We start from the raw sequence: 19,602 nt of genomic DNA on the forward strand, positions 1-19,602 counted from the left end.
ATAAATTATCATTATTTGATATACAAGTGGGTCAAAGGTGTAAGTACACCCCATACTGACGTCCAATAAAAGGTAAAAACCTGTTCATCTTTTTCCCTCAGTTGCATTATTATTCCCGCAGAGGGGTTAAATGACGGCCTAAGGGGGATGGAAATAAAGCAGGCCATCCATACTCACCTACCGATATAACGGGTTCTACGTCCCCGTTTCAGCTGTTGAGATAACTGACTATATCTTCCCGCCGACACCTTTAAATTTCTCAATAAAAGCGACCATCTTCTGAAATACCGTTTGTTTCTTTGTTTTGTACTGCGGATTTAACGGACTCAGTTTCGGCAGGGTTTCATTGAGCGCCGTGCCGTTTTCGGTTGCATACTCCCGCTTCAGGGATGCCCGCAGATAGCGCCTGGCCGCGTCGTCATTGAGATTTTCCTCCCTGATTAAGGCTTCAGCCTCACGCGCCTGTGCCTGCTGGGCAAAGGCGTAGAAGGCCTCAATGATACTTTCTTTATCCGGCAGGTCACTGAAATCAGTATTTTCAATAAAACCGACCACCAGTCCCTCTTTGGCCCGGTTTCCCAGACTGGCGCGGATTAACCGTTTCACTTCCTCTTTCATGGTGGTTTTATCGGTATTTTTTTTGTGGTAGTCGTAAATCAGCCCCAGAATATAATCGAGATTGATTTCCTGTGATTTGAGTAAATCCACCTCAAACACCACGTCATCCCAGTCAACCGTGGTGCTCTCTTTTTCCTCCGCAGACCGCTCACGCCGCTGCCAGTCACGGATATCGTTGTATGCTGAACGGTAATCCTGCACCTTACGCTCAGCCGGTAACCGTATCATCTGCAGTTCCGCAAATGTCTCATCATCCAGATAGTGTTCCGCTTTAAAGGTTTCCGTGGCGGCCGGGTCACTGAGATTCAGTGTCTGCAGGGCTTTCAGCGCAACAAATTCATCGTAGTTCTGCAGGATATTTTCTGCCCGCAGATATTCCCCGAACAGCCTGACAAAGGCTTTCTTTTCTTTTTCTGACTCAATACCGGCCGGGTCCGGAAAACGGCTTTCCAGCTCGGCAACGATTTCGGTAAAGCCCCGTTTTGTCTCACCGGTCAGTGCGTCCGTAAACCCGTTCATATACTCAGCATAGCTTTTTTCCATCACAACGTTACGGGTATTGCTTTTCCCGAAGAGGGTGATGGCATCAATCGTCGCCTGCTCCAAATCACGGAAGGTGACGATATTACCGAAGGTTTTGGTGGCATCATAAATCCGGTTGGTGCGGGAAAATGCCTGCATCAGTCCGTGATAACGCAGGTTTTTGTCCACAAACAGGGTATTCAGTGCCGGGGCATCAAAGCCGGTCAGGAACATCCCGACGACAATCAGCAGGTCAACCTCCTGATTTTTCACCCGTTTGGCAAGGTCACGGTAGTAGTTCTGAAAACGGTTACCGTCTGTGCTGAAGTTGGTTTTAAACCGGGCGTTGTAATCCCCGATGGCGGATTCCAGAAACTCTCTGGCACTGCTGTTCATGGCCGTGACATCAAAGCTCTCATCATTAATATCACCGATTGCATCCTGCGCTTCATTGGCGGCAAAGGAAAAAATCGTGGCAACGGTCAGCGGTTTATAGTTTGTGTTCTGCGCCGCCGCCTGCTGCTGAATGACTTTAAAGGTTTCATAATAGGCTTTTGCCGCATCCACACTGCTGACGGCAAACATCGCATTAAACCCTTTTGCTCCCGGGTAAGCCCGGTGTGTTTTCTGCCGGAAGTTTTTCAGAATGTAGTGCGTGACTTCGGCAATCCGCTGCGGGTGCAGCAGGGCGTGTTTATTTTCAGCGGCACTGAGTTTCTGTTCGTCCGTTTCCGTTTCCAGCGCCTTAAACATCGGGCGGACATCGTTGTAATCCACTTTAAACTTCAGCACCTTCTCATCACGGATAGCATCGGTGATAATGTAAGAATGCAGCTCGGTGCCGAAGACACCGGCGGTATCCTCCGCACCCAGCGCATTTTTACCGGCAAAAATAGGGGTGCCGGTAAACCCGAACTGATAAAAGCAGTTAAATTTCTTTTTCAGGTTCTTCTGTGCCTCACCAAACTGGCTGCGGTGGCACTCATCAAAAATAAAGACCACCTGCTGACGGTAAACCGGTAAATCCGCTTCGCTTTTCATCAGGTTGTTCAGTTTCTGGATGGTGGTGACAATAATTTTGTTATCGTTCTTTTCCAGATTGCGCTTCAGCCCGGCTGTGCTGTCAGAGCCATTGACGCTGTCAGGGGAAAAACGCTGATATTCCTTCATGGTCTGGTAATCAAGGTCTTTACGGTCAACCACGAAGAACACTTTATCGATAAAATCCAGCTCAGTGGCCAGCCGGGCCGCTTTAAAGCTGGTCAGGGTTTTGCCGGAACCGGTGGTGTGCCAGATATACCCGCCGCCTTCTTTAGTGCGCCAGTGCTTTGCTTTGTATGCGCTGTTGATTTTCCATAAAATCCGTTCAGTGGCGGCTATCTGGTAAGGGCGCATAATCAGCAGGTTATTGCTGATATCAAACACACTGTAATGAAACAGGATATTCAGCAGGGTATTTTTCTGGAAGAAGGTGGCGGTGAAATCGCTGAGGTCTTTAATCAGGGTATTATCTGACCGGGCCCAGTTCATGGTGAAATCAAAACTGTTTTTATCGCGCTTGGTGGTATTGGCAAAATAGCGGGTATCTGTGCCGTTGGAAATCACAAAGACCTGAAGATATTTAAACAATGAATTATCGGTATTAAAGCTTTCTTTGCTGTAACGGTGTATCTGGTTAAAGGCTTCCCGGATAGCCACACCGCGCTTTTTCAGCTCGATTTGTACCAGCGGCAGACCGTTGACCAGAATCGTCACGTCATAGCGGTTGGCATGGGTTCCGGTCTGCTCAAACTGGCGGATAACCTGCACTTTGTTACGGACCGGTTTTTTCTTGTCAGCAAGGTAAATATTGTCCAGACGCCCGTCATCAAAGGTAAAATCACAAATATAATCGGTGTGAATTTTGCGGGTTTTATCAATGATGGTATCGCCGGGGTTATCCAGATACTCCTCGGTAAACCGCCGCCACTCATTGTCAGTAAAAACCACGTCATTCAGTGCCTGAAGCTGAGTTCTGACATTAGCCAGCATAGCAGACGGTGAGGTTAAGTCCGGCAGATACTCATACCCCTGATTACGCAGGTCCTCAATCAGTTCGCGCTCTAATTCTTCCTCACTCTGATAACGGTCTCCGCCATCCTGTCTGGCGGTGTATTTATCCAGCACAATAAAGTTGTTTGATTCGGCGATGGTTTTGGTCTGCTGCGTCATACGGCTCCCTGCTTTTTCATTCTGTTGTGCTGAATGCCGGTGAAACCGGCATAACAGACGTTATCAGGCGGTCATGTGTCAGTTGTTCACCGATTCCGGTTTCGGAAAGCTGAACAGTAAGTCACGGTAATATTCGTACTGCTTTTGGCGCAACTCGATTTCACGGGGCAAGCCTTCAGTGATTGAGCTGGTCAATGTATCGAATTTATCGAGAATACTGACAATTCTGGCTTGTTCGGCTAAAGATTTTTCAGGATTATCTGGAAAAGGAATTGGAACAGTAATCTTTTTTACCATTGGTACAGTGAGTTGCGGAATTCCCCCTTCAGTACTACTAATGGGAGTCATATCTAAAACATAATTTAAATATCGTGTACTAATTACATTTTTATTGGCGACCAAGACTATCAATCGAATAATCGGTGTGAACTTAGCTTCTCTTACTGTGTGATATCCGACTTTCGCTCCTCGCGCAGAGATGGTTACAGCATCACTATCAATTTTATAGTTATCAGTGTAACCGTATAATCCCTTCTCATCTGTAGCGTTTGCATAAATAGGATACGGGTATTCAGGGGTTGGTTTAATTTGTCCTTTAGCGCTATTTTTCGGAACATCTCCACCGGCAGAAATTGACTCACAAAGGTACTCTAACGTCTTCCAATTCACCTCGCAGTTATTAAAACTCAGCAACTGATCACGATAGTAATCGTATTGTTTTTTACGCGCGGTAAGCTCAGCGGTAAGCTCAGCGGTAAGGGCAGTAAATGCATCCAGTATCCGGACGATTTCAGACTGGATTGCCAGAGACTTTTCTGGGGTGTTGGGGCAAGGGATGGGGAACGTAAAATTCTCAAGCATAGGCATTGTTATGTATGGAACAGAGCCTTTTTTTGAGTTTTTATGAATATAATGTTTCAATGTATGCATTAGATAATAATAGAGATACATTATATCTACATTTTCATTAAACTCTCCAAGTATGTACGTTCTCTGATATGCATTAAATTTTCCATTGTAGTAATTTAAATGTCCTACCTGACTTCCATTACCTGATATGAGTATTGCCTCCAGATCGAATGCATATGTGTTAATTCTGTAAGGCTCTTCATTACACGTGAAAAAAGGGTAAGCTCCATTATCTTCCATTGCGTTTGCATTCAATTTTCCTGTCGTTATTAGCTCGCATAGTGAAGATAAAGGCAACAATTCGATCTCAGTCCCATTCAGCAGCTTTTCCAGATAACTCAGCTCACTCATGACTGTGCCTCATTACCTTCGATTTCTGCGACAATCGCATCAATGTCTTTACGGAGCTGGTCAATTTTAGTGACGGTCGTTTTCAGTTCGGCATTCAGTTCGGAGATGTTGATAATTTCACGGGTGTCTTTTGCTTCAACATAACTGCTGACTGACAGGTTGTAGTCATTGGCGGCAACGGCTTCAGCCGTAACGGATTTGGCCAGATAGATAGTATCGGCTTTGCTGTCGAATACCCGCATGATGTCAGCGATATGGTCGTCAGTCAGGACGTTGTTGTTGGTTTCTTTTTTAAATAAACCACTGGCATCAATAAACTGTACATTTGTATCTGTTTTATGCTTTGACAGCACCAGAATGTTAACGGCAATTGTCGTACCGAAGAACAGGTTCGGGGCCAGTGAAATCACGGTTTCAACATAGTTATTATCCACCAGGTACTGACGGATTTTTTGCTCCGCACCACCACGGTAGAAAATCCCCGGGAAGCAGACAATCGCAGCCCGGCCTCTGGCTGACAGGTAATTCAGTGCGTGCAATACAAACGCAAAGTCCGCTTTAGACTTCGGAGCCAGTACCCCGGCGGGTGCAAAACGGTCATCGTTAATCAGTGTCGGGTCATCACTGCCGACCCATTTCACCGAATACGGCGGGTTAGACACTATCGCATCAAACGGTTTTTCATCTTTAAACTCAGGTGCCAGCAGGGTATTCCCCAGCCGGATATCGAATTTGTCATAGTTGATGTTGTGCAGGAACATGTTCATACGCGCAAGGTTAAAGGTCGTATGGTTAATCTCCTGACCGAAAAAGCCGTCTTCAATAATGTGATTATCAAAGTGTTTTTTAGCCTGTAACAGCAGAGAGCCGGAGCCTGCCGCCGGGTCATAGATTTTATTCACCTGCTTCTGGCCGTGCAGCGCCAGCTGAGCAATCAGTTTTGAAACATGCTGGGGAGTGAAGAACTCCCCGCCTGACTTACCGGCATTCGCCGCGTAGTTTGATATCAGAAACTCATAGGCGTCCCCGAACAGGTCAATCTGATGTTCAGCGAAGTTACCGAGCTTTAACCCTTCAACCCCTTTCAGCACAGCCGCCAGGCGGCTGTTTTTATCTTTAACGGTGTTACCCAGCCGGTTGCTGGTGGTATCAAAATCGGCAAATAGGCCTTTGATATCCGGCTCAGACGGATAACCGGATGCTGAGCTTTCTATCGCCACAAAAATACTGTTTAAATCCGCATTCAGCCTGTCATTGGTATTTGCTTTCGCGGCCACATTGCAAAAGAGCTGGCTGGGATAAATAAAATAACCCTTCGTTCTGACCGCATCGTCTTTGATATCGTCTGTGATAATACCGTCATCAAGCGTAGCGTACCGGATACTGTCATCCCCGGCTTCAATGTAACTGACAAAGTTTTCACTGATAAAACGGTAAAAAAGGGCACCGAGAACGTATTGTTTAAAATCCCAGCCATCAACAGAGCCACGGACATCATTGGCGATTTGCCAGATTTGGCGGTGTAATTCAGCACGTTGCTGCAAACTTGTCATTCGTTGTCCTGTTTTAAATTTCGGTGAGCACAGTCATTATCCGGTCAGTGTGCTGCAGAGTGTGACATTAATCCGGTAATTATACCGTGACGGGAAACAAAGGACAGTATACAGATACGGGCACGTATATACCGGTTACCCCGGAGACGGCGAACAGCCTTTATATGTCGGGATGTGATCCGCAGAGGATTAGATACAAGGGGCAGAGCCGGGCTGACGGCAGGAAAGGTAGTGTGGAAACCTGTGGTGATTCATTCCCGGGATTCCGTAATACGGGCCTGCAGCCAGGCTTCTACTTCACTTTTCAGCCAGCGGGAACGGTTGCCCAGTTTAATAGGTTTCGGAAACTTGCCCTCCTGTATCTGCTTGTAAAACCACTTATCCGTTGATCCGGTAAATTGGGTGATGAATTTCATGTCCACGAGTGGTTCGTCAAGTGGAGAAGGGGCTGTGGTGGTATTGATGGTATTCATGGGGAATCTCCTGTCTTTGTTTAATTAAAAAGGCAGAAGTGCTATCGATGACGCAGCGGATATCACTTCTATAGGATTCCCCTTGTCTGTAAAAAAAGATTTAGCGGCGTGTTTTACGCCGTTTGTTTCTGATGGTTCCCCGCCAGAATGTCCGGCTAATCCCCGGTACCTGAAGTTTCACCCACTGGTCTGTTTTGCAGATATAGTTCACCGCGGTCATCAGGCCTTCCCGCCGGAGGCTCTCAGTGCGGTGCAGCATGCCGATACCGCAGATACGGTAATCTGATTTATAACGGTTACAGTTAAAGTAGATCCCCTGTCCGTCAGTGATGGTTTCCTGCCAAAACTCACCGATGAGCCCGGCTATCGTAATATCCCGTCTGACGTGCTGGCCGTTGAAGAAAAACAGACAGTGGTAGTGAAAGCCTTTCTCACGACCGTATTCCAGTTTCAGGATATAACCGACGCAGTGTTTAAACAGGGGTAACCGCTGTATTGCTTTGTACAGGGCAATCCGGTGACGGGTTAAATCCCCGGCTGTAACTTTGTGGCTGACCCGCTTTCCGTAAGACAGGTCTGTCCGTACCACCAGCAGCTTTGCATGGCGCTCAAACAGGTTTTCAATATAGCGGCAGCATAAACGGTAGTTCTTGCGGGCACTGTTCTTAAAGGTACTGACAGCAGTTTTATACTCTTTACTGTCCACGGACTGAATAAATTCACAATAGGCTTCATTTAACTGTTTAATATCCTCCTCTGAGAAAGGATAGTATTCCGACAGCATCGGAACATAACGAATATGATATTTTTCAGCAAGAGAAACAATCAGCGAAATAACCGGATGTAATTTGCGACGGTTACCGGTGACACGGGAAAGAGAAAGAATGTTTTGTATTAATTCATAAAATAACTGACCGGTTTTAGTGGCCTTGATATGTAATTTATTAGCAAAGCAGTACCCTTTAAAAGGAGCAGGCTGACTCTTTCTTTTAATTAATGCAGTGGTATATAACGCTATCAGTCGGAGTGATTCACGGTCTGTAGTATCATCAGTAATCTCTGTGCCATTATTGTAGGTTTGTGACAGCGCCAGTATTTCACAGGTTATATCGTCTTTCATGATTAATTCCCTCTGGTTAATGATGGTGTTTCTGTTCATATATAAGAGGGGGGGTTTTATTTTTTACTGAGATGGAGATTTTATAGCAGATAGGTTTAAAAGATGATTAATGATATCCATTCTGAACGACCCCTCAGATTACAGGTGTTGATTAACAGAAGTTATTGCCCATGAAGATGAGTAAGTAACTCAGAGTGATGCAATCATTATCCGCATCAGTAACAGGAACACCATTCTATATATTTGGTTATTCATTCGATAAAAGGATAGGGTTATCGATAGTAAAGAGGTGGATATAATAATAGAGGATGATATTAACCTGATACAGAGAGTACCAGGTAAGATTAATACAATAATAAATAATCCTTTTTCGATTGTTACCTGAGTTTATTAAAACAGTATACACAGACAGCATTTGCAGCAGGTTTCACAATGAACAGGATACCTGAAAGTTAGTCTCCTCACAGAAATAGTCACGGGGAAAAAAGATAAGTAACAGTGAGCATCATTTTTTCATGTAAAAAATACTGCCTAAACCAGTTTTTTCTGGGTAACCATATAAGTTTTATGATAAAAACACTTCATTTTTAATTCACCAAAAAGACTATAAAACTATTTTTAATCTACGTTATCACGACATTATCACTTTTTCAGAGACCAAAACAAACTACAATAACGACACATTGACTACGCGGTGTGGACAGATTATGAACGATAAGAACTATGAAATTGATGAGTTGTTGAAAGTGAAAGACCTGAGAAAAGCGAGTGTTTTTGTATTTTTCATGTCAACAGAGCCCAGATTTGAATGGGTTGGAAATAAATATTTCTCAGGTGACAGAAATGACAAATCACGTTTAAGAGATTTAATCAATGAAGTTATTGGCATGGCGAACAGCAATTACAATGACCTTACCAATAAAGTTTTAAATCATGTAAATAACAATCTTATCAGTATTGAAAAGTTTGAATGGATTAAAGAAGATAGCATTGCCTCTGCATATTGCTGGGTAATGTTAAATAATATAAAACCCGTAACCGCTATAAATGATAAATATACTCACGTGATTCAACAGGTAACAGTATTAAAACCTGATGCTAGTAGATGGCTGGGTGATAATGAATTCATAAATTTATCTGTATCACAGCAAATAAAACATATCAAAAGAAAGTTTGGTATAAAAGATAATCATGTCAGTACTGAAGAGATGTATCGCGATTTCCAGACTGTATTTGATCATATTAACCTGCGGCTTGGTGAAAAAGAAAATGTTATAAATATGCTTAAGGATGAATGGATAAAATCCTTCACAGTAGTAAAAAATATAAAATGGCTGAGTAAGGATGATGATGATGCCTGTAACTGGATATGGGATTATATCTGTAACTACTCCGTCGATAATATAAAGATACCTGTCTGGCCCCTCCGGTTCTTTAACCCCGAAAGTTCCGGAGATAAATATATTTGTTTTTATGCCGCCCTGCGGGCATGGAATGATAACCCCGGAGGGAAGAAGTATTTTTTATACTCTCTTAAAAAGGCATGGCAGCAGCGTTCTTTCCGGAAAAAACAAAAAAATAAAAAAACACTGAGCTGCAGTCTGGATGATGAAGTAAAAAAACATCTGGAAGAATTGGCTGAAACCTATGAAATGACGATCACCGATTTGGTGACCCGGTTAATTGAGAACGAGTACAGAACACCGAAAAAATAATTTTCCGGAATCAGTGATTTTTCAGATACACATTAATCAACTGATATGACAGGGAAAATGCTGGTCAGGATAACCGACCGGCGACACACCCTGTCGTTTCCCCGTTTTTTACCCCCCGAAAACAGCGATTTTCCGCGTCATACCCTGTCAGACCCCTTTGTTATGCTGTGGTTGTCTTAAATAACCCTGTAAGGAATTTCTGTTATGGCAACCTACCGTATCGACCCCGACCTCGCATTTATCGGTCAGTGCAGCAATGAGGACCTCGGTCTGCTGGTCTCCGTCCTGACTCACGACAGTAAAGACGGCAAAAAACGGCTGGCGGAATCTCTGACCACCTCACCGGAATATCAGCTCTTTTACCCTGACCATCAGAAGTACTGGCCTGCCATCTGTGCCGAGCTGCAGGCCTTCGGGGCCAACAGCCTGGTCACGCTGCTGCGCGGTAACAAAGGCGTGCTCTACCGTGAAATCCTGCTGGATGTCTGCAGCAGAATGAAAGTAAAGCATGAAAAGGAAGACTGTACAGAAACAGCAGAAATCAATCTCCTGATGCAGATAATGAGAACCAGCATCAGTGATATGTCACCGGCTGCACTGGCTGCCCTGTCACAGGAAATGAAACTCAACCTGACTAATCCCACTCCGCAGCTCGTTATGATGGCTCTGCAGGCAGCGGTAAATGTCTCCGGGGTGGCTGCGCTGGAACTCGCTTCCATCGCCTCTTTCGGCGTGATACAGGCAATGGGGGGAATGGCAACCACAGCCGGTACGGCCGGAATGGCTTCTGTATTCTTCGGCTCCCGCATTCTGGGCATACTGGCCGGTCCTGTCGGAATTGCGCTGAGCTCCGCATGGCTGATAGCCGATATCGCCGGTCCCGCTTACCGGGTCACCATTCCGGCCTGCATCATTGTGGCGTATCTGCGCCAGAAGGCCCTGGCGGCCTGATTTCCGTATTCCGTTATTCCTGTTTTCTCTGACTGACTCACGGAGGCTGCGCTCATGCATACGTCAGATTCACGCCATGACCGGCTTGCATTCCGGCTGGCCATGATTATCAGCCGCCTGTTCCGCGGCGAAACACTGTATCCGGCACAGCTCGCCCGTGAGTTTAATGTCTCGGCCCGCACACTGCAGCGGGATTTCAGTGAGCGCCTGGCCTTTCTGGATACTGAGCCGTATCAGGGCGGATACCGGCTGACCGCCGGTCAGCGCCCCTACCGGACAGACAGCGATATCCTGTACTTTGCTGATATCACCCATATCACCCCGCTGTTCCCCTCGCTTGACCGCAGGCTGCTGTCCGTTCTGCTCAGTCCGGAAAACGGTGCCCCCTGTCTGGTCTACCACGAACCGCCGCAATCCGCCCCGACGCTGTTCGGCGGCTTTTATGTGGTGACACAGGCGATTGTCCGCAGGCGGCTGCTCAGCTTCCGCTGTGACGGTCAGGAGCATGAGGGCATGGCTCCCTACAAGCTGATTTATTTTCAGCGGGACTGGTATCTGTGCGGGGAATGGCAGTCTGCCCTGCGGGTGTTCCGGTTCAGTCAGTTGCAGAACATTGCCGTGTCCGGACGCCGCTTCCGTCAGGATGCGGTTATCGCACGGACAGTCACCCGGCCCGAATTTATCACCGCATTACCCCATTATCAGTTTATCCGTTCATTAATCACATAAAAGGAACATCATATGATGAAAACCCGGTTCACCGCCGTTCTGCTGTCTGCTCTGTTGCTGACAGCCTGTGACAACAGTGACAGCACGCCTGCCCCTGACCCGCGTCAGCAGCAGGAGATTCTGTCGGTAAAGCAGCTGATTTACCCGTATGACCGTACCGTCACGCTCGGCGGTATTCTGGATAACCGCCCTGAATGTACCGAAACAGAGTGGGATACCCTGACTGACGATAAAGGGCGGGAACTGGTCATGTACCGCTGTCATTACAACACGGCCGACACCCTGAACTACATTAACTCCCGCCTGGAAGCCCGTTACCGGACAGCACTGAAAAACGTATCCGGACAACTCAGTAAGGTGACGACATGGCAGCGTACAGAAATAAAAACCCGGACTGACCAGAGTATTGCCACTGCAGAAAAAGAGCTGGGGATGATTAATGCGCTTTCCGGGTTTGACTCAGCCTTTTTGCACAGTGAAATCAGCACCGGTAATGATGACAATAACCGTAATATCCGTCTTAGTGCCGGGAAATTATGGTCCCCCCGGGAAAACGACCTGAATGAAGAGCAGAGAGACCTGATTAAACAGTGGAACAGCATCACCGAATCACTGTCATTTAATGAAGGAAACAGTATCGACAGCTGGTTTGAAAATCCGTCTGACACCCTCAGTTCACTGAAGCAGGAACTGGCTGAGCTGAAGGCAGTGCAGGCGCAGGAGCATCGGGAGGGTGATGACCGCCGCCGTGAGGATGAGGCAGCCCTGACCCGCGCACTGGCCTCACTGGAAGCTGCTCATGCTGAATCGAAAGACTGGCAGGTCACCCAGGAACTGATGTGGAGTGTGACCGGCGGTGAACCGGTATTCACCGGCGGCAGGTTTCTGCTGGATGACCGGAACGGGCAGCACGAACTGAGGCCCCTCCACCCGGTCTCACGCGGACCGGTGAGCCGCGGACCGGAAATGCTGGCCGATATTTACGGGGACAGAACCGGGACCGATGCTTACCGGGAGATGGTGGCATTCGGGTTATATCTGCATCAGGTAAAAGATATCAGAGTGCCGTCTGTCAGCCCGTTCGGTTACTGACCGGTATGCTGAATGCCGGAAACCACAACCACGGGGTTTCATTACCCCCGTCTCTGCCCGTATTAAAAAGGAAGCACAGATGTCTGTCTTTAAATTAATGGCCACCACACTCGGTGTGGCAACGGTGGCTCTAGCTACTTACTGTGCCTGGCAGGCTGCGGCTGAGGCGGCAGACAATGAGAACGCCACCACAGCCGAAAAAGTGGCGGCGGGACTCAGTGCCGCGCTGGCCTGCTCAGCCGTGCTGGGCGGTACCCTTGACCGTCTGCTGGGCCGGCTCTTCCCACGCTGACCTGTACAGAAGACCGGTTATTACATCACACCTGACGGCAGACGTTCACAGTCTGCCGTTTTTTTATGCCCATTCACAAATCAGTAACCCACTTACCCATCAATACAAAGGAGTTTCACGATGACATTATCAGCAATTTTGCTGCATGAACCCGCAGCCATCAAAAGCAATCTGGTTCATCCCCGCGGCAGAGACACATTCTGGCGGTTTTATTTCGGCAGCGTGCCGGGCTGGCATCGCCTGGAAGGCGACATTTTTAAGATGATGGATAATCTGTGTGACATTTATCACGGTGCATTCTGGGAATTCAGCATGCTTACCAACGGTGGCGCATTTATCTGGCCTGACATGATTGAAACATCACTCCCGATGGTTAACCCGCATAACGGCAATGACGCGGAACTGAGCCCCGAAGCGGCCGGTATCGCGGTATGTCTCATCACTTACAGTCTCTGGTCATTTAAAACTGAAAGTCCGGAGATGGTGGAATATTTTTATCAGTTGCGGGACTACGCCTTACAGCATGAGGAGTGTGCCGCTATTTTCCGTCTTATTGATTAACAGGGAGCTGCGCCATGAACAATACAGCAGTACCCGCGTCACCGGCGGCAGTCTGGCAGACACTGCTGACTTACCTGCTGCAACAGCACTACGGCCTCACTCTGAACGACACGGAATTCAGTGATGAGCGCGTGATTGAGGCCTGCCTTTGTCGCGGAGTGTCATTGTGTGAGGCACTGAATGCCTTTGCGGAGAAATACGCCCTGGTCCGCACTGACCGGCGCAACAACGGTATCACTGAGCCGTCACACAGTATCACTGCAACCGATATTCTGCGGGCACGGAAGGCAACCGGCCTGATAACCCACCTCAGCAGCTATGCCACCAGCAGACACTCTGCTGCATAAAAAGCCCGTATCCACACCTCATCTTATCGCATCCTTTATCCCGTTTAGCCCCGGTTTTTATCTGACAGCCACATTATCCATTTATTTTACAGGAGTATTACTATGATCCGTTTAGCTTCCCGCTTCGGCAGGGCGAATATCATTCGTCGTGACCGCCCGTTAACCACCGAAGAATTATACTGCACTGTACCCAGTGTCTTTTCAGCAGAAAAACATGAATCCCGCAGTGACCGTTATACCTATATTCCCACCATTACCCTGCTTGAGAGCCTGCAGAAAGAAGGTTTTTATCCGTTCTTTGCCTGTCAGACCCGTGTCCGCGATGACAGCCGCCGGGAGCATACCAAGCATATGCTGCGCCTTCGCCGTCATAACCAGATCACCGGTGTCCAGGTACCGGAAATTATTTTGTTAAACAGCCATGACGGCACCAGCAGTTATCAGATGCTGCCGGGATTATTCCGTGCAGTCTGTCAGAACGGTCTGGTCTGCGGTGATACCTTTGGTGAGGTCAGAGTGCCGCACAAAGGTAATGTCGTCGATAAAGTGATTGAAGGGGCTTATGAAGTGCTGGAAACGTTTGATGCGGTGGCTGAAAAACGGGAACAGATGCAGTCGCTGTTATTACCACCACCGGCACAACAGGCTCTGGCGCATGCCGCTATCACGTACCGGTTCGGGGATGACCACCAGCCGGTCACCGAAGAGCAGGTGCTGCAACCGCGCCGGTGTGAAGATAAGAAGGATGACCTGTGGACGGTGTACCAGCGTTTGCAGGAAAATTTGATTAAAGGCGGACTGTCCGGACGTACCACTAAAGGGAAACGATCACGCACCAGAGCAGTGACCGCTATTGATGGTGATATCCGTCTGAATAAAGCGTTATGGGTGATGACAGAGAAAATGTATGAGCATTTCGGAAGCCGTCAACCAATCTGAGTTAATACTCAAGCATGAGATTTAATACGAAATTTGCGGTATAATTTGTGGCTGTTGAGTAGTTATCACAGCCATATTTTTTGATTATTTTTTTATCAATAATCAATCTGGGGGCATTAATGGGGGCACTGCTTTTTATTCAACAAAATAAATTTATTTAATATCAATGTCATTACCCATCAAATACGACTCCTGTGATCGCTGGGCTTAAACCTGAAACGGCGGGTAAAAAAAAACTACCTGAGCGAATAAAAGTACCGTTAATTGCCGCAACCCGAATTAATGAAGGCTGGGCAATGGATTTTATGAGCGATAGTCTGTACTGCGGGAAACGTTTCAGAACATTGAATATTATTGATGAAAGTACCCGCGAGTGCCTGGTAATTGAGGTCGATACTTCATTACCGGCAGAGCGGATTATTCGTATTTTATCCCGGTTAAAAGAAGAACGCGGGTTACCGGAATATATCCGGGTGGACAACGGGTCTGAATTTATATCGGATAAACTGGTTCAGTTTTGTACAGAAAATGAGGTCACTCTGAATTATATTCAGCCGGGAAAACCACAACAAAACGGGTTTATTGAGCGTTTTAACGGCTCATTTTGCCGTGAATTTTTAAATGCGTATTTATTTGAATCACTGAGCCAGGTGAAAGAAATGGTCTGGTCCCGCCCGGATGCAGGATTACAACCGGAACCGGACACACGAAAGTCTAAGTAATCTTCCGCCAGAGCTTTACCGGAAGCAACGGGAAAACTCTAATCAGAACTGTTTCAGATAAGGGGAAATGGACACCTCAAGGGCGCTCCGTTGTTCTGCGGTCAGTTCTATTTTTATGAGATGGAGCTTGATCCTCAAACGTCATAAAATCAAGTATCTTAATTGATCACGGATATATACCCTTATTCATTCAAACCGCAGGTTCGTTGGCTGCGCTCAGCCTGCAGCTTGAATTACGTTGGGTATATATACCGGATTAAAATATCAATTAAGTAAGGTAACTATTGTATTTTGAATAAATAACTTTTTTAAGATTTTTAGTATTGGAAGACATATTGAGAATAACGCAACATGCAGAAATTGAAAGGGAAAAGTGAAGTTTTATCGGTGCCGGTTAAATAACCGGCACCGGGGAAATTAACGCCAGCGTTCTGTCGCCCAGGCGACCTGCTGTTGTGCGTCGTGGAAAGTCCAGGCCACGAAGCGACTGATTTTTTGCCCCTGCGCCATTTCAATGGTACGGACTTCGGCCGCACCCACCAGCTTCAACGCGTGATAAATCGAAGGCAAGGTAGTGTTTTTAGAAATCAACGAGGTGAACCACAGGCAGTTTTGCGCCAGGCTAACGCTCTCCTCTACCATTTTACGCACAAAGGCTTCTTCACCGCCTTCACACCATAGCTCTTTATTTTTGCCGCCAAAGTTATGTACCGGCGTGTCGGCTACCTCGCCTTTACCCAGCTTGCGCAGTTTGCGGCGGGTGCTGGCTTGCGCTTCCTGTTCAGAGCTGTGGAACGGTGGATTACACAGTGTGGCATCAAATTTCTCCGCCACGCCGATGATGCCGTTCAAAATAAATTCGGGTTGTTTTTGTAAACGCAGGCGCACACCGTTTCTCAGTGTCGGATTCATCTCCACGATCATTTTGGCCGTATTGAGCGATACCGGATCAATCTCCGAACCGGTAAAACGCCAGCCGTATTCGCGCAGGCCAATAATCGGATAAATACAGTTGGCGCCAACACCCACATCAAGGATCGCCACGCCTTTACCGCGAGGGAACTCACCGCCGTTGCTGGTCGCCAGCAGGTCGGCCAGATGGTGTAAATAGTCGGCACGCCCCGGGATCGGCGGGCACAGATAATCGGCGGGAATGTCCCAGTATTCGATGCCATAAAAATGTTGCAGCAACGCACGGTTGAGCATTTTAACCGCCGCAGGATCGGCAAAATCTACCGAAATGTCGCCCCAGGCGTTCGGCTTGACGAACGGCTCCAGTGCAGAGCAACTGGCGATCAGCGCCGGGAAATCATAGCGTGAGCGATGACGGTTACGCGGGTGCAAGCCGCTTTTCTGCTGCAGGAAGGTTTTCTTTTTTTCCACCGTGAAGGGCTCTCTTAAAGGTATTTCTGGCGCGTACGATACCATATACCGGTACTGAAGAAAGGGAAGAGATCACTATACGCAAAGCCCGATTGACTGAACATTCGATTATCGCCATTCTGAAGTCCGTCGAAGCCGGACGGACAGTCAAAGATGTCTGCCGTGAGACCGGTATCTCCGAAGCCAGCTACTACAACCGGGAAGCCGGTTTCCCTTTTCGGCTGTATCCTATTATATTTTATGATTATTTCCGAAATCGGCTGACCAGCATTAACCCCAGGAAATAGCTGCCGCCAAGGACAGATACCAATGTTCCGGCTGCTATCTGTGACGGCCAGATAAGCGTTTGCCCCAGCCAGTCCGCCCATATCATCAGAACCGCGCCTGCCAGACCGGCAAAAATCAGCTGTGATTTAACTTTTTGAGCACCGCACAACGCCGCCATATGTGGCGCAATCAGACCGGTAAAGGCCAGAGGTCCTACAGTTGCTGTCACCAGAGCACACAACAGGGCGACCAGTGTCAGCATCAGCAGAGCGGTACGGCCGGTATGCAATCCGCGGGCCTGAGCAAATGTTCTGCCGATGGATATCAGCGTCAGACGGCGGCTGAGTGCCAGTATGATAACAGTCAGTCCGGCAATCACGGATGCAAAAAGTACACTTTGCTCTCCGCTGACACGATAGGTGGAACCGGACAGCCACAGCAGTATCCGGTAATTACTCAATGCCCCCTGCGCCAGAAAGAATTGCACAAAGGCTTCCAGCCCCGCCGTCAGCGCAATCCCGGTAAGGATTAATGTTGCCGGTGCAAACTGATGCCGGCGTCCGAGTAAAAGTAAAAGCCCCAGTACCAGAGCACTGCCGGTCAGTGCTGCTCCCCAGAGGGAGGTCTGAATCATATTTCCCGTTAACACGCTTATCAGGATAAGTGCAACCGTCGCCCCGGATGACACACCAAGAATATCCGGGCTTGCCAGCGGATTATAAATTAACCGTTGTAACAGGGTTCCGGCCAGCGCCAGTGCAACACCTGCCGTGGCAGCTGACAATAACCGCGGCCATCTCAGAGACCAGCGGAAAGGCTCCGGAGCCCCCCACAGGAAGCCGGTTTCTGATTGCTGAAAAAAGATCGTGGTCATCAGCCCGGCAAACAGCAGAAGTACAACAACACTCATTGCGTGCGGCAGAAAACGGGGAGAAATAACCGGTTTCAGAATAATGGTCATCTGATCCTGTGCGGTGAAACGGCGGCGGCTGAATACAATAAGTGCAGGTGCACCAATGGCGGCAGTCATCACACCGGTCGGGATCACCGTCTGCATCAGTTGCCCGAGAGCCAGAGCCAGGGTGTCAGCAAACAACAGTAAAAACGCCCCGGCAATCACAGAGAAAATCAGCTCCTGTAGCGCAGTGCGTGCACCGGCAATCCGGACAAGATTCGGTGCCAGCAATCCGATAAAGCCAATCATACCGGCAGTACTGATCACGACTGAAACCAGCCATGCTGAAAGTACCATAAACAGCAAAAATACCGGCAAAACAGATAATCCGCGTGCTTGTGCGCCCTGGTGTCCCAGCCGTAATACCGTCAGTATCCGCGGGGCGAACAGCAGAATAAACAAAACAGGCAGCAGGCGCGGCATAACATCTGTGACATTCTGCCAGCCATCCTGAGTCAGATCGCCGGCTCCCCACATAAAAATATTTTGCGCAAACTGCGAATTCAGTGTAATCACCGCAGTTGCGATGGCACCAAGCAGAATATTGACCACCATTCCGGAAACAATCAGTGGTAATCCTGTAATATTACGGCTTCCTGTAATCAGGATGACAAATGCAAACGCCAGCAGCGCACCTCCGGTTGCAACAGGAACGGCATAATCAGCAGACAATTCACTGAAACTGACAGATAAAATAACCAGTGCAAGCCAGGCTCCGGATGATGTTCCGAGTGTCATCGGGGAAGTGAGGTTATTTTGTGTCAGCTGTTGCATCAGGCTGCCGGTCAGCCCCAGCGTCGCACCCGCCAGCAATGCCATGCAAAGTCTCGGCAATTGTCCGTAAAGATAAAATACAGCCGGAAACGTTTGTGCCGCTTCCGGCGTAAAAATCAGGCTGAGTTGCTGTTGCGGAGATAAGCTGGGCTCAAGCTGCAAGTTAATCACTATCAACAGAATAAACAGCAGCAGAAAGAGTATAAGGTAACGGGTTTTCATGAGGCGGGCGCAATCTCCAGTAAACTATCCGTAATGGCATCCGCCATCCGCTGCAATGAACAGACGCCACCGTAATTCCAGACCGGTGCAACGCCATTGATTTTGCCCTGCTTCACAAATGGCATCGCCTGCCACAAACGGGTATCTGCCAGTTTTTTTTCTTCAGGAAAAGGGCGAAACCAGAGAACATAACCATCACCGACGTCCTGTAATACATTGATCCGCCGCTGGGCGATTCCCCATGGCTGCGCGTCCAGGGGGATTGCCGGTGTCAGGCCAAGGTTACGCAATACATAGTTAACAGCAGAATTATCAGCCGGCAGAAAAACAGTAGTCAGCGTGGAAAAGCGAATGACAGTAACCCGGGTACCCGGCGGATAGACAGCCGCTAATTTATTGCTCAGCTCCGTAAACCGCTGCGTTAAAGCAGCCAGTTGTTCATCCGCCTGCTGTTCTCTGCCAAACAGTATCCCCAGCGTTTTAAGGTGACGGATAGCCACCGGAGCGGCATCATCTGCTGATGAAAAATTGGTCAGATAAACGACGGGAGCTATCTGCTCTAACAGCGGAATCAGATCTGCCTGTGATGCACCCGCCAGGATGACATCCGGCTTCAGTCCGGCAATTTTTTCGAGATTCGGTTCTGCCCGGGTTCCGGTTTCAGCCACATTTTCTGTCAGTACCGGCAGTCGGACCCACTGCCGGTAACCGCTGGTTTCTGTTGCCCCGGCAGGAGTTATCCCTAATGACAGCGTTTGTTCAAGCAGATCCCAGTCCAGCACCACGACCCGCTGCGGTATGGTTTCAAACGTGTGCCCGCCACGGTCATCATTTATTGTGACAGCCGCCTGCCCTGCTGCCGCAAACATCAAAAAAAACATGGCGGATAACCGGAT

At 48.1% G+C, this 19,602-nt stretch carries 16 protein-coding genes and 2 pseudogenes; 10 read left to right on the forward strand and 8 right to left on the reverse strand.

Translation table 11 applies throughout. From position 1 onward, the window contains the following. Window positions 1-228: 228 nt before the first annotated feature. From HMPREF3119_RS05795 to HMPREF3119_RS05815, 5 genes are all read right to left on the reverse strand, one after another. Window positions 229-3,351, reverse strand: a complete 3,123-nt coding sequence (locus HMPREF3119_RS05795; RefSeq protein WP_070578889.1) for an HsdR family type I site-specific deoxyribonuclease — start codon at window positions 3,349-3,351, stop codon at window positions 229-231. 78 nt (window positions 3,352-3,429) lie between these two features. After that, complete coding sequence (locus HMPREF3119_RS05800) at window positions 3,430-4,611, reverse strand: restriction endonuclease subunit S (RefSeq protein ID WP_070578892.1); 1,182 nt, start codon at window positions 4,609-4,611, stop codon at window positions 3,430-3,432. Beyond that, the gene (locus HMPREF3119_RS05805; protein ID WP_070578895.1) at window positions 4,608-6,164 is read right to left on the reverse strand and encodes a type I restriction-modification system subunit M; all 1,557 of its coding nucleotides are present in this window, start codon (window positions 6,162-6,164) and stop codon (window positions 4,608-4,610) included. The genes HMPREF3119_RS05800 and HMPREF3119_RS05805 overlap by 4 nt, the downstream gene beginning before the upstream one ends. A gap of 251 nt (window positions 6,165-6,415) precedes the next feature. Continuing rightward, on the reverse strand, window positions 6,416-6,637 hold the full coding sequence (locus tag HMPREF3119_RS05810) for a helix-turn-helix transcriptional regulator (RefSeq protein WP_070578898.1): 222 nt from the start codon (window positions 6,635-6,637) through the stop codon (window positions 6,416-6,418). Between the two features lie 100 nt (window positions 6,638-6,737). Further along, window positions 6,738-7,757, reverse strand: a complete 1,020-nt coding sequence (locus tag HMPREF3119_RS05815) for a YagK/YfjJ domain-containing protein (RefSeq protein ID WP_070578901.1) — start codon at window positions 7,755-7,757, stop codon at window positions 6,738-6,740. Between the two features lie 707 nt (window positions 7,758-8,464). Here HMPREF3119_RS05815 and HMPREF3119_RS05820 point away from each other — a divergent pair. From HMPREF3119_RS05820 to HMPREF3119_RS05860, 9 genes and pseudogenes are all read left to right on the forward strand, one after another. Continuing rightward, complete coding sequence (locus tag HMPREF3119_RS05820; protein WP_070578904.1) at window positions 8,465-9,472, forward strand: hypothetical protein; 1,008 nt, start codon at window positions 8,465-8,467, stop codon at window positions 9,470-9,472. A 204-nt stretch (window positions 9,473-9,676) separates the two neighbouring features. Further along, the gene (locus tag HMPREF3119_RS05825) at window positions 9,677-10,423 is read left to right on the forward strand and encodes a DUF3944 domain-containing protein (protein WP_070578907.1); all 747 of its coding nucleotides are present in this window, start codon (window positions 9,677-9,679) and stop codon (window positions 10,421-10,423) included. A 54-nt stretch (window positions 10,424-10,477) separates the two neighbouring features. After that, window positions 10,478-11,152 carry a helix-turn-helix transcriptional regulator gene (locus HMPREF3119_RS05830; RefSeq protein ID WP_070578910.1) on the forward strand — a complete coding sequence of 225 codons (675 nt, stop codon included), beginning with the start codon at window positions 10,478-10,480 and terminating at the stop codon, window positions 11,150-11,152. Between the two features lie 12 nt (window positions 11,153-11,164). Beyond that, window positions 11,165-12,244: a hypothetical protein gene (locus HMPREF3119_RS05835; protein ID WP_070578913.1), complete on the forward strand. Its 1,080-nt coding sequence runs from the start codon at window positions 11,165-11,167 to the stop codon at window positions 12,242-12,244. 79 nt (window positions 12,245-12,323) lie between these two features. Continuing rightward, the gene (locus HMPREF3119_RS05840; RefSeq protein ID WP_036413320.1) at window positions 12,324-12,536 is read left to right on the forward strand and encodes a hypothetical protein; all 213 of its coding nucleotides are present in this window, start codon (window positions 12,324-12,326) and stop codon (window positions 12,534-12,536) included. Window positions 12,537-12,656: 120 nt separating this feature from the next. Further along, window positions 12,657-13,097, forward strand: coding sequence for an antirestriction protein (locus HMPREF3119_RS05845; protein ID WP_052125917.1), 441 nt, complete (start codon window positions 12,657-12,659; stop codon window positions 13,095-13,097). Between the two features lie 14 nt (window positions 13,098-13,111). Beyond that, the gene (locus HMPREF3119_RS05850; protein WP_036413322.1) at window positions 13,112-13,444 is read left to right on the forward strand and encodes a TA system toxin CbtA family protein; all 333 of its coding nucleotides are present in this window, start codon (window positions 13,112-13,114) and stop codon (window positions 13,442-13,444) included. Between the two features lie 102 nt (window positions 13,445-13,546). Further along, window positions 13,547-14,383, forward strand: a complete 837-nt coding sequence (locus HMPREF3119_RS05855) for a DUF932 domain-containing protein (RefSeq protein WP_036413324.1) — start codon at window positions 13,547-13,549, stop codon at window positions 14,381-14,383. Window positions 14,384-14,584: 201 nt separating this feature from the next. Continuing rightward, window positions 14,585-15,166: pseudogene (locus HMPREF3119_RS05860) on the forward strand (integrase core domain-containing protein); the annotation flags it as partial. A 356-nt stretch (window positions 15,167-15,522) separates the two neighbouring features. Here HMPREF3119_RS05860 and rlmF read toward each other — a convergent pair. After that, a complete protein-coding gene (rlmF, locus tag HMPREF3119_RS05865) occupies window positions 15,523-16,488 on the reverse strand; it encodes a 23S rRNA (adenine(1618)-N(6))-methyltransferase RlmF (RefSeq protein ID WP_165934074.1) in 966 nt (321 codons plus the stop codon). Between the two features lie 77 nt (window positions 16,489-16,565). Here rlmF and HMPREF3119_RS18705 point away from each other — a divergent pair. Further along, a pseudogene (locus HMPREF3119_RS18705) lies at window positions 16,566-16,685 on the forward strand (transposase); the annotation flags it as partial. A 47-nt stretch (window positions 16,686-16,732) separates the two neighbouring features. On the opposite strand, the gene fhuB reads toward HMPREF3119_RS18705, so the two are convergent. Together fhuB and HMPREF3119_RS05875 are read right to left on the reverse strand one after the other, a co-directional pair. After that, window positions 16,733-18,706: a Fe(3+)-hydroxamate ABC transporter permease FhuB gene (gene fhuB / locus HMPREF3119_RS05870; RefSeq protein WP_036418302.1), complete on the reverse strand. Its 1,974-nt coding sequence runs from the start codon at window positions 18,704-18,706 to the stop codon at window positions 16,733-16,735. Beyond that, window positions 18,703-19,587, reverse strand: a complete 885-nt coding sequence (locus tag HMPREF3119_RS05875) for an iron-siderophore ABC transporter substrate-binding protein (RefSeq protein WP_240336359.1) — start codon at window positions 19,585-19,587, stop codon at window positions 18,703-18,705. The genes fhuB and HMPREF3119_RS05875 overlap by 4 nt, the downstream gene beginning before the upstream one ends. Window positions 19,588-19,602: the final 15 nt, after the last annotated feature.

The sequence above is a fragment of the Morganella sp. HMSC11D09 genome (genome assembly GCF_001807955.1).
Lineage (GTDB): Bacteria > Pseudomonadota > Gammaproteobacteria > Enterobacterales > Enterobacteriaceae > Morganella > Morganella morganii.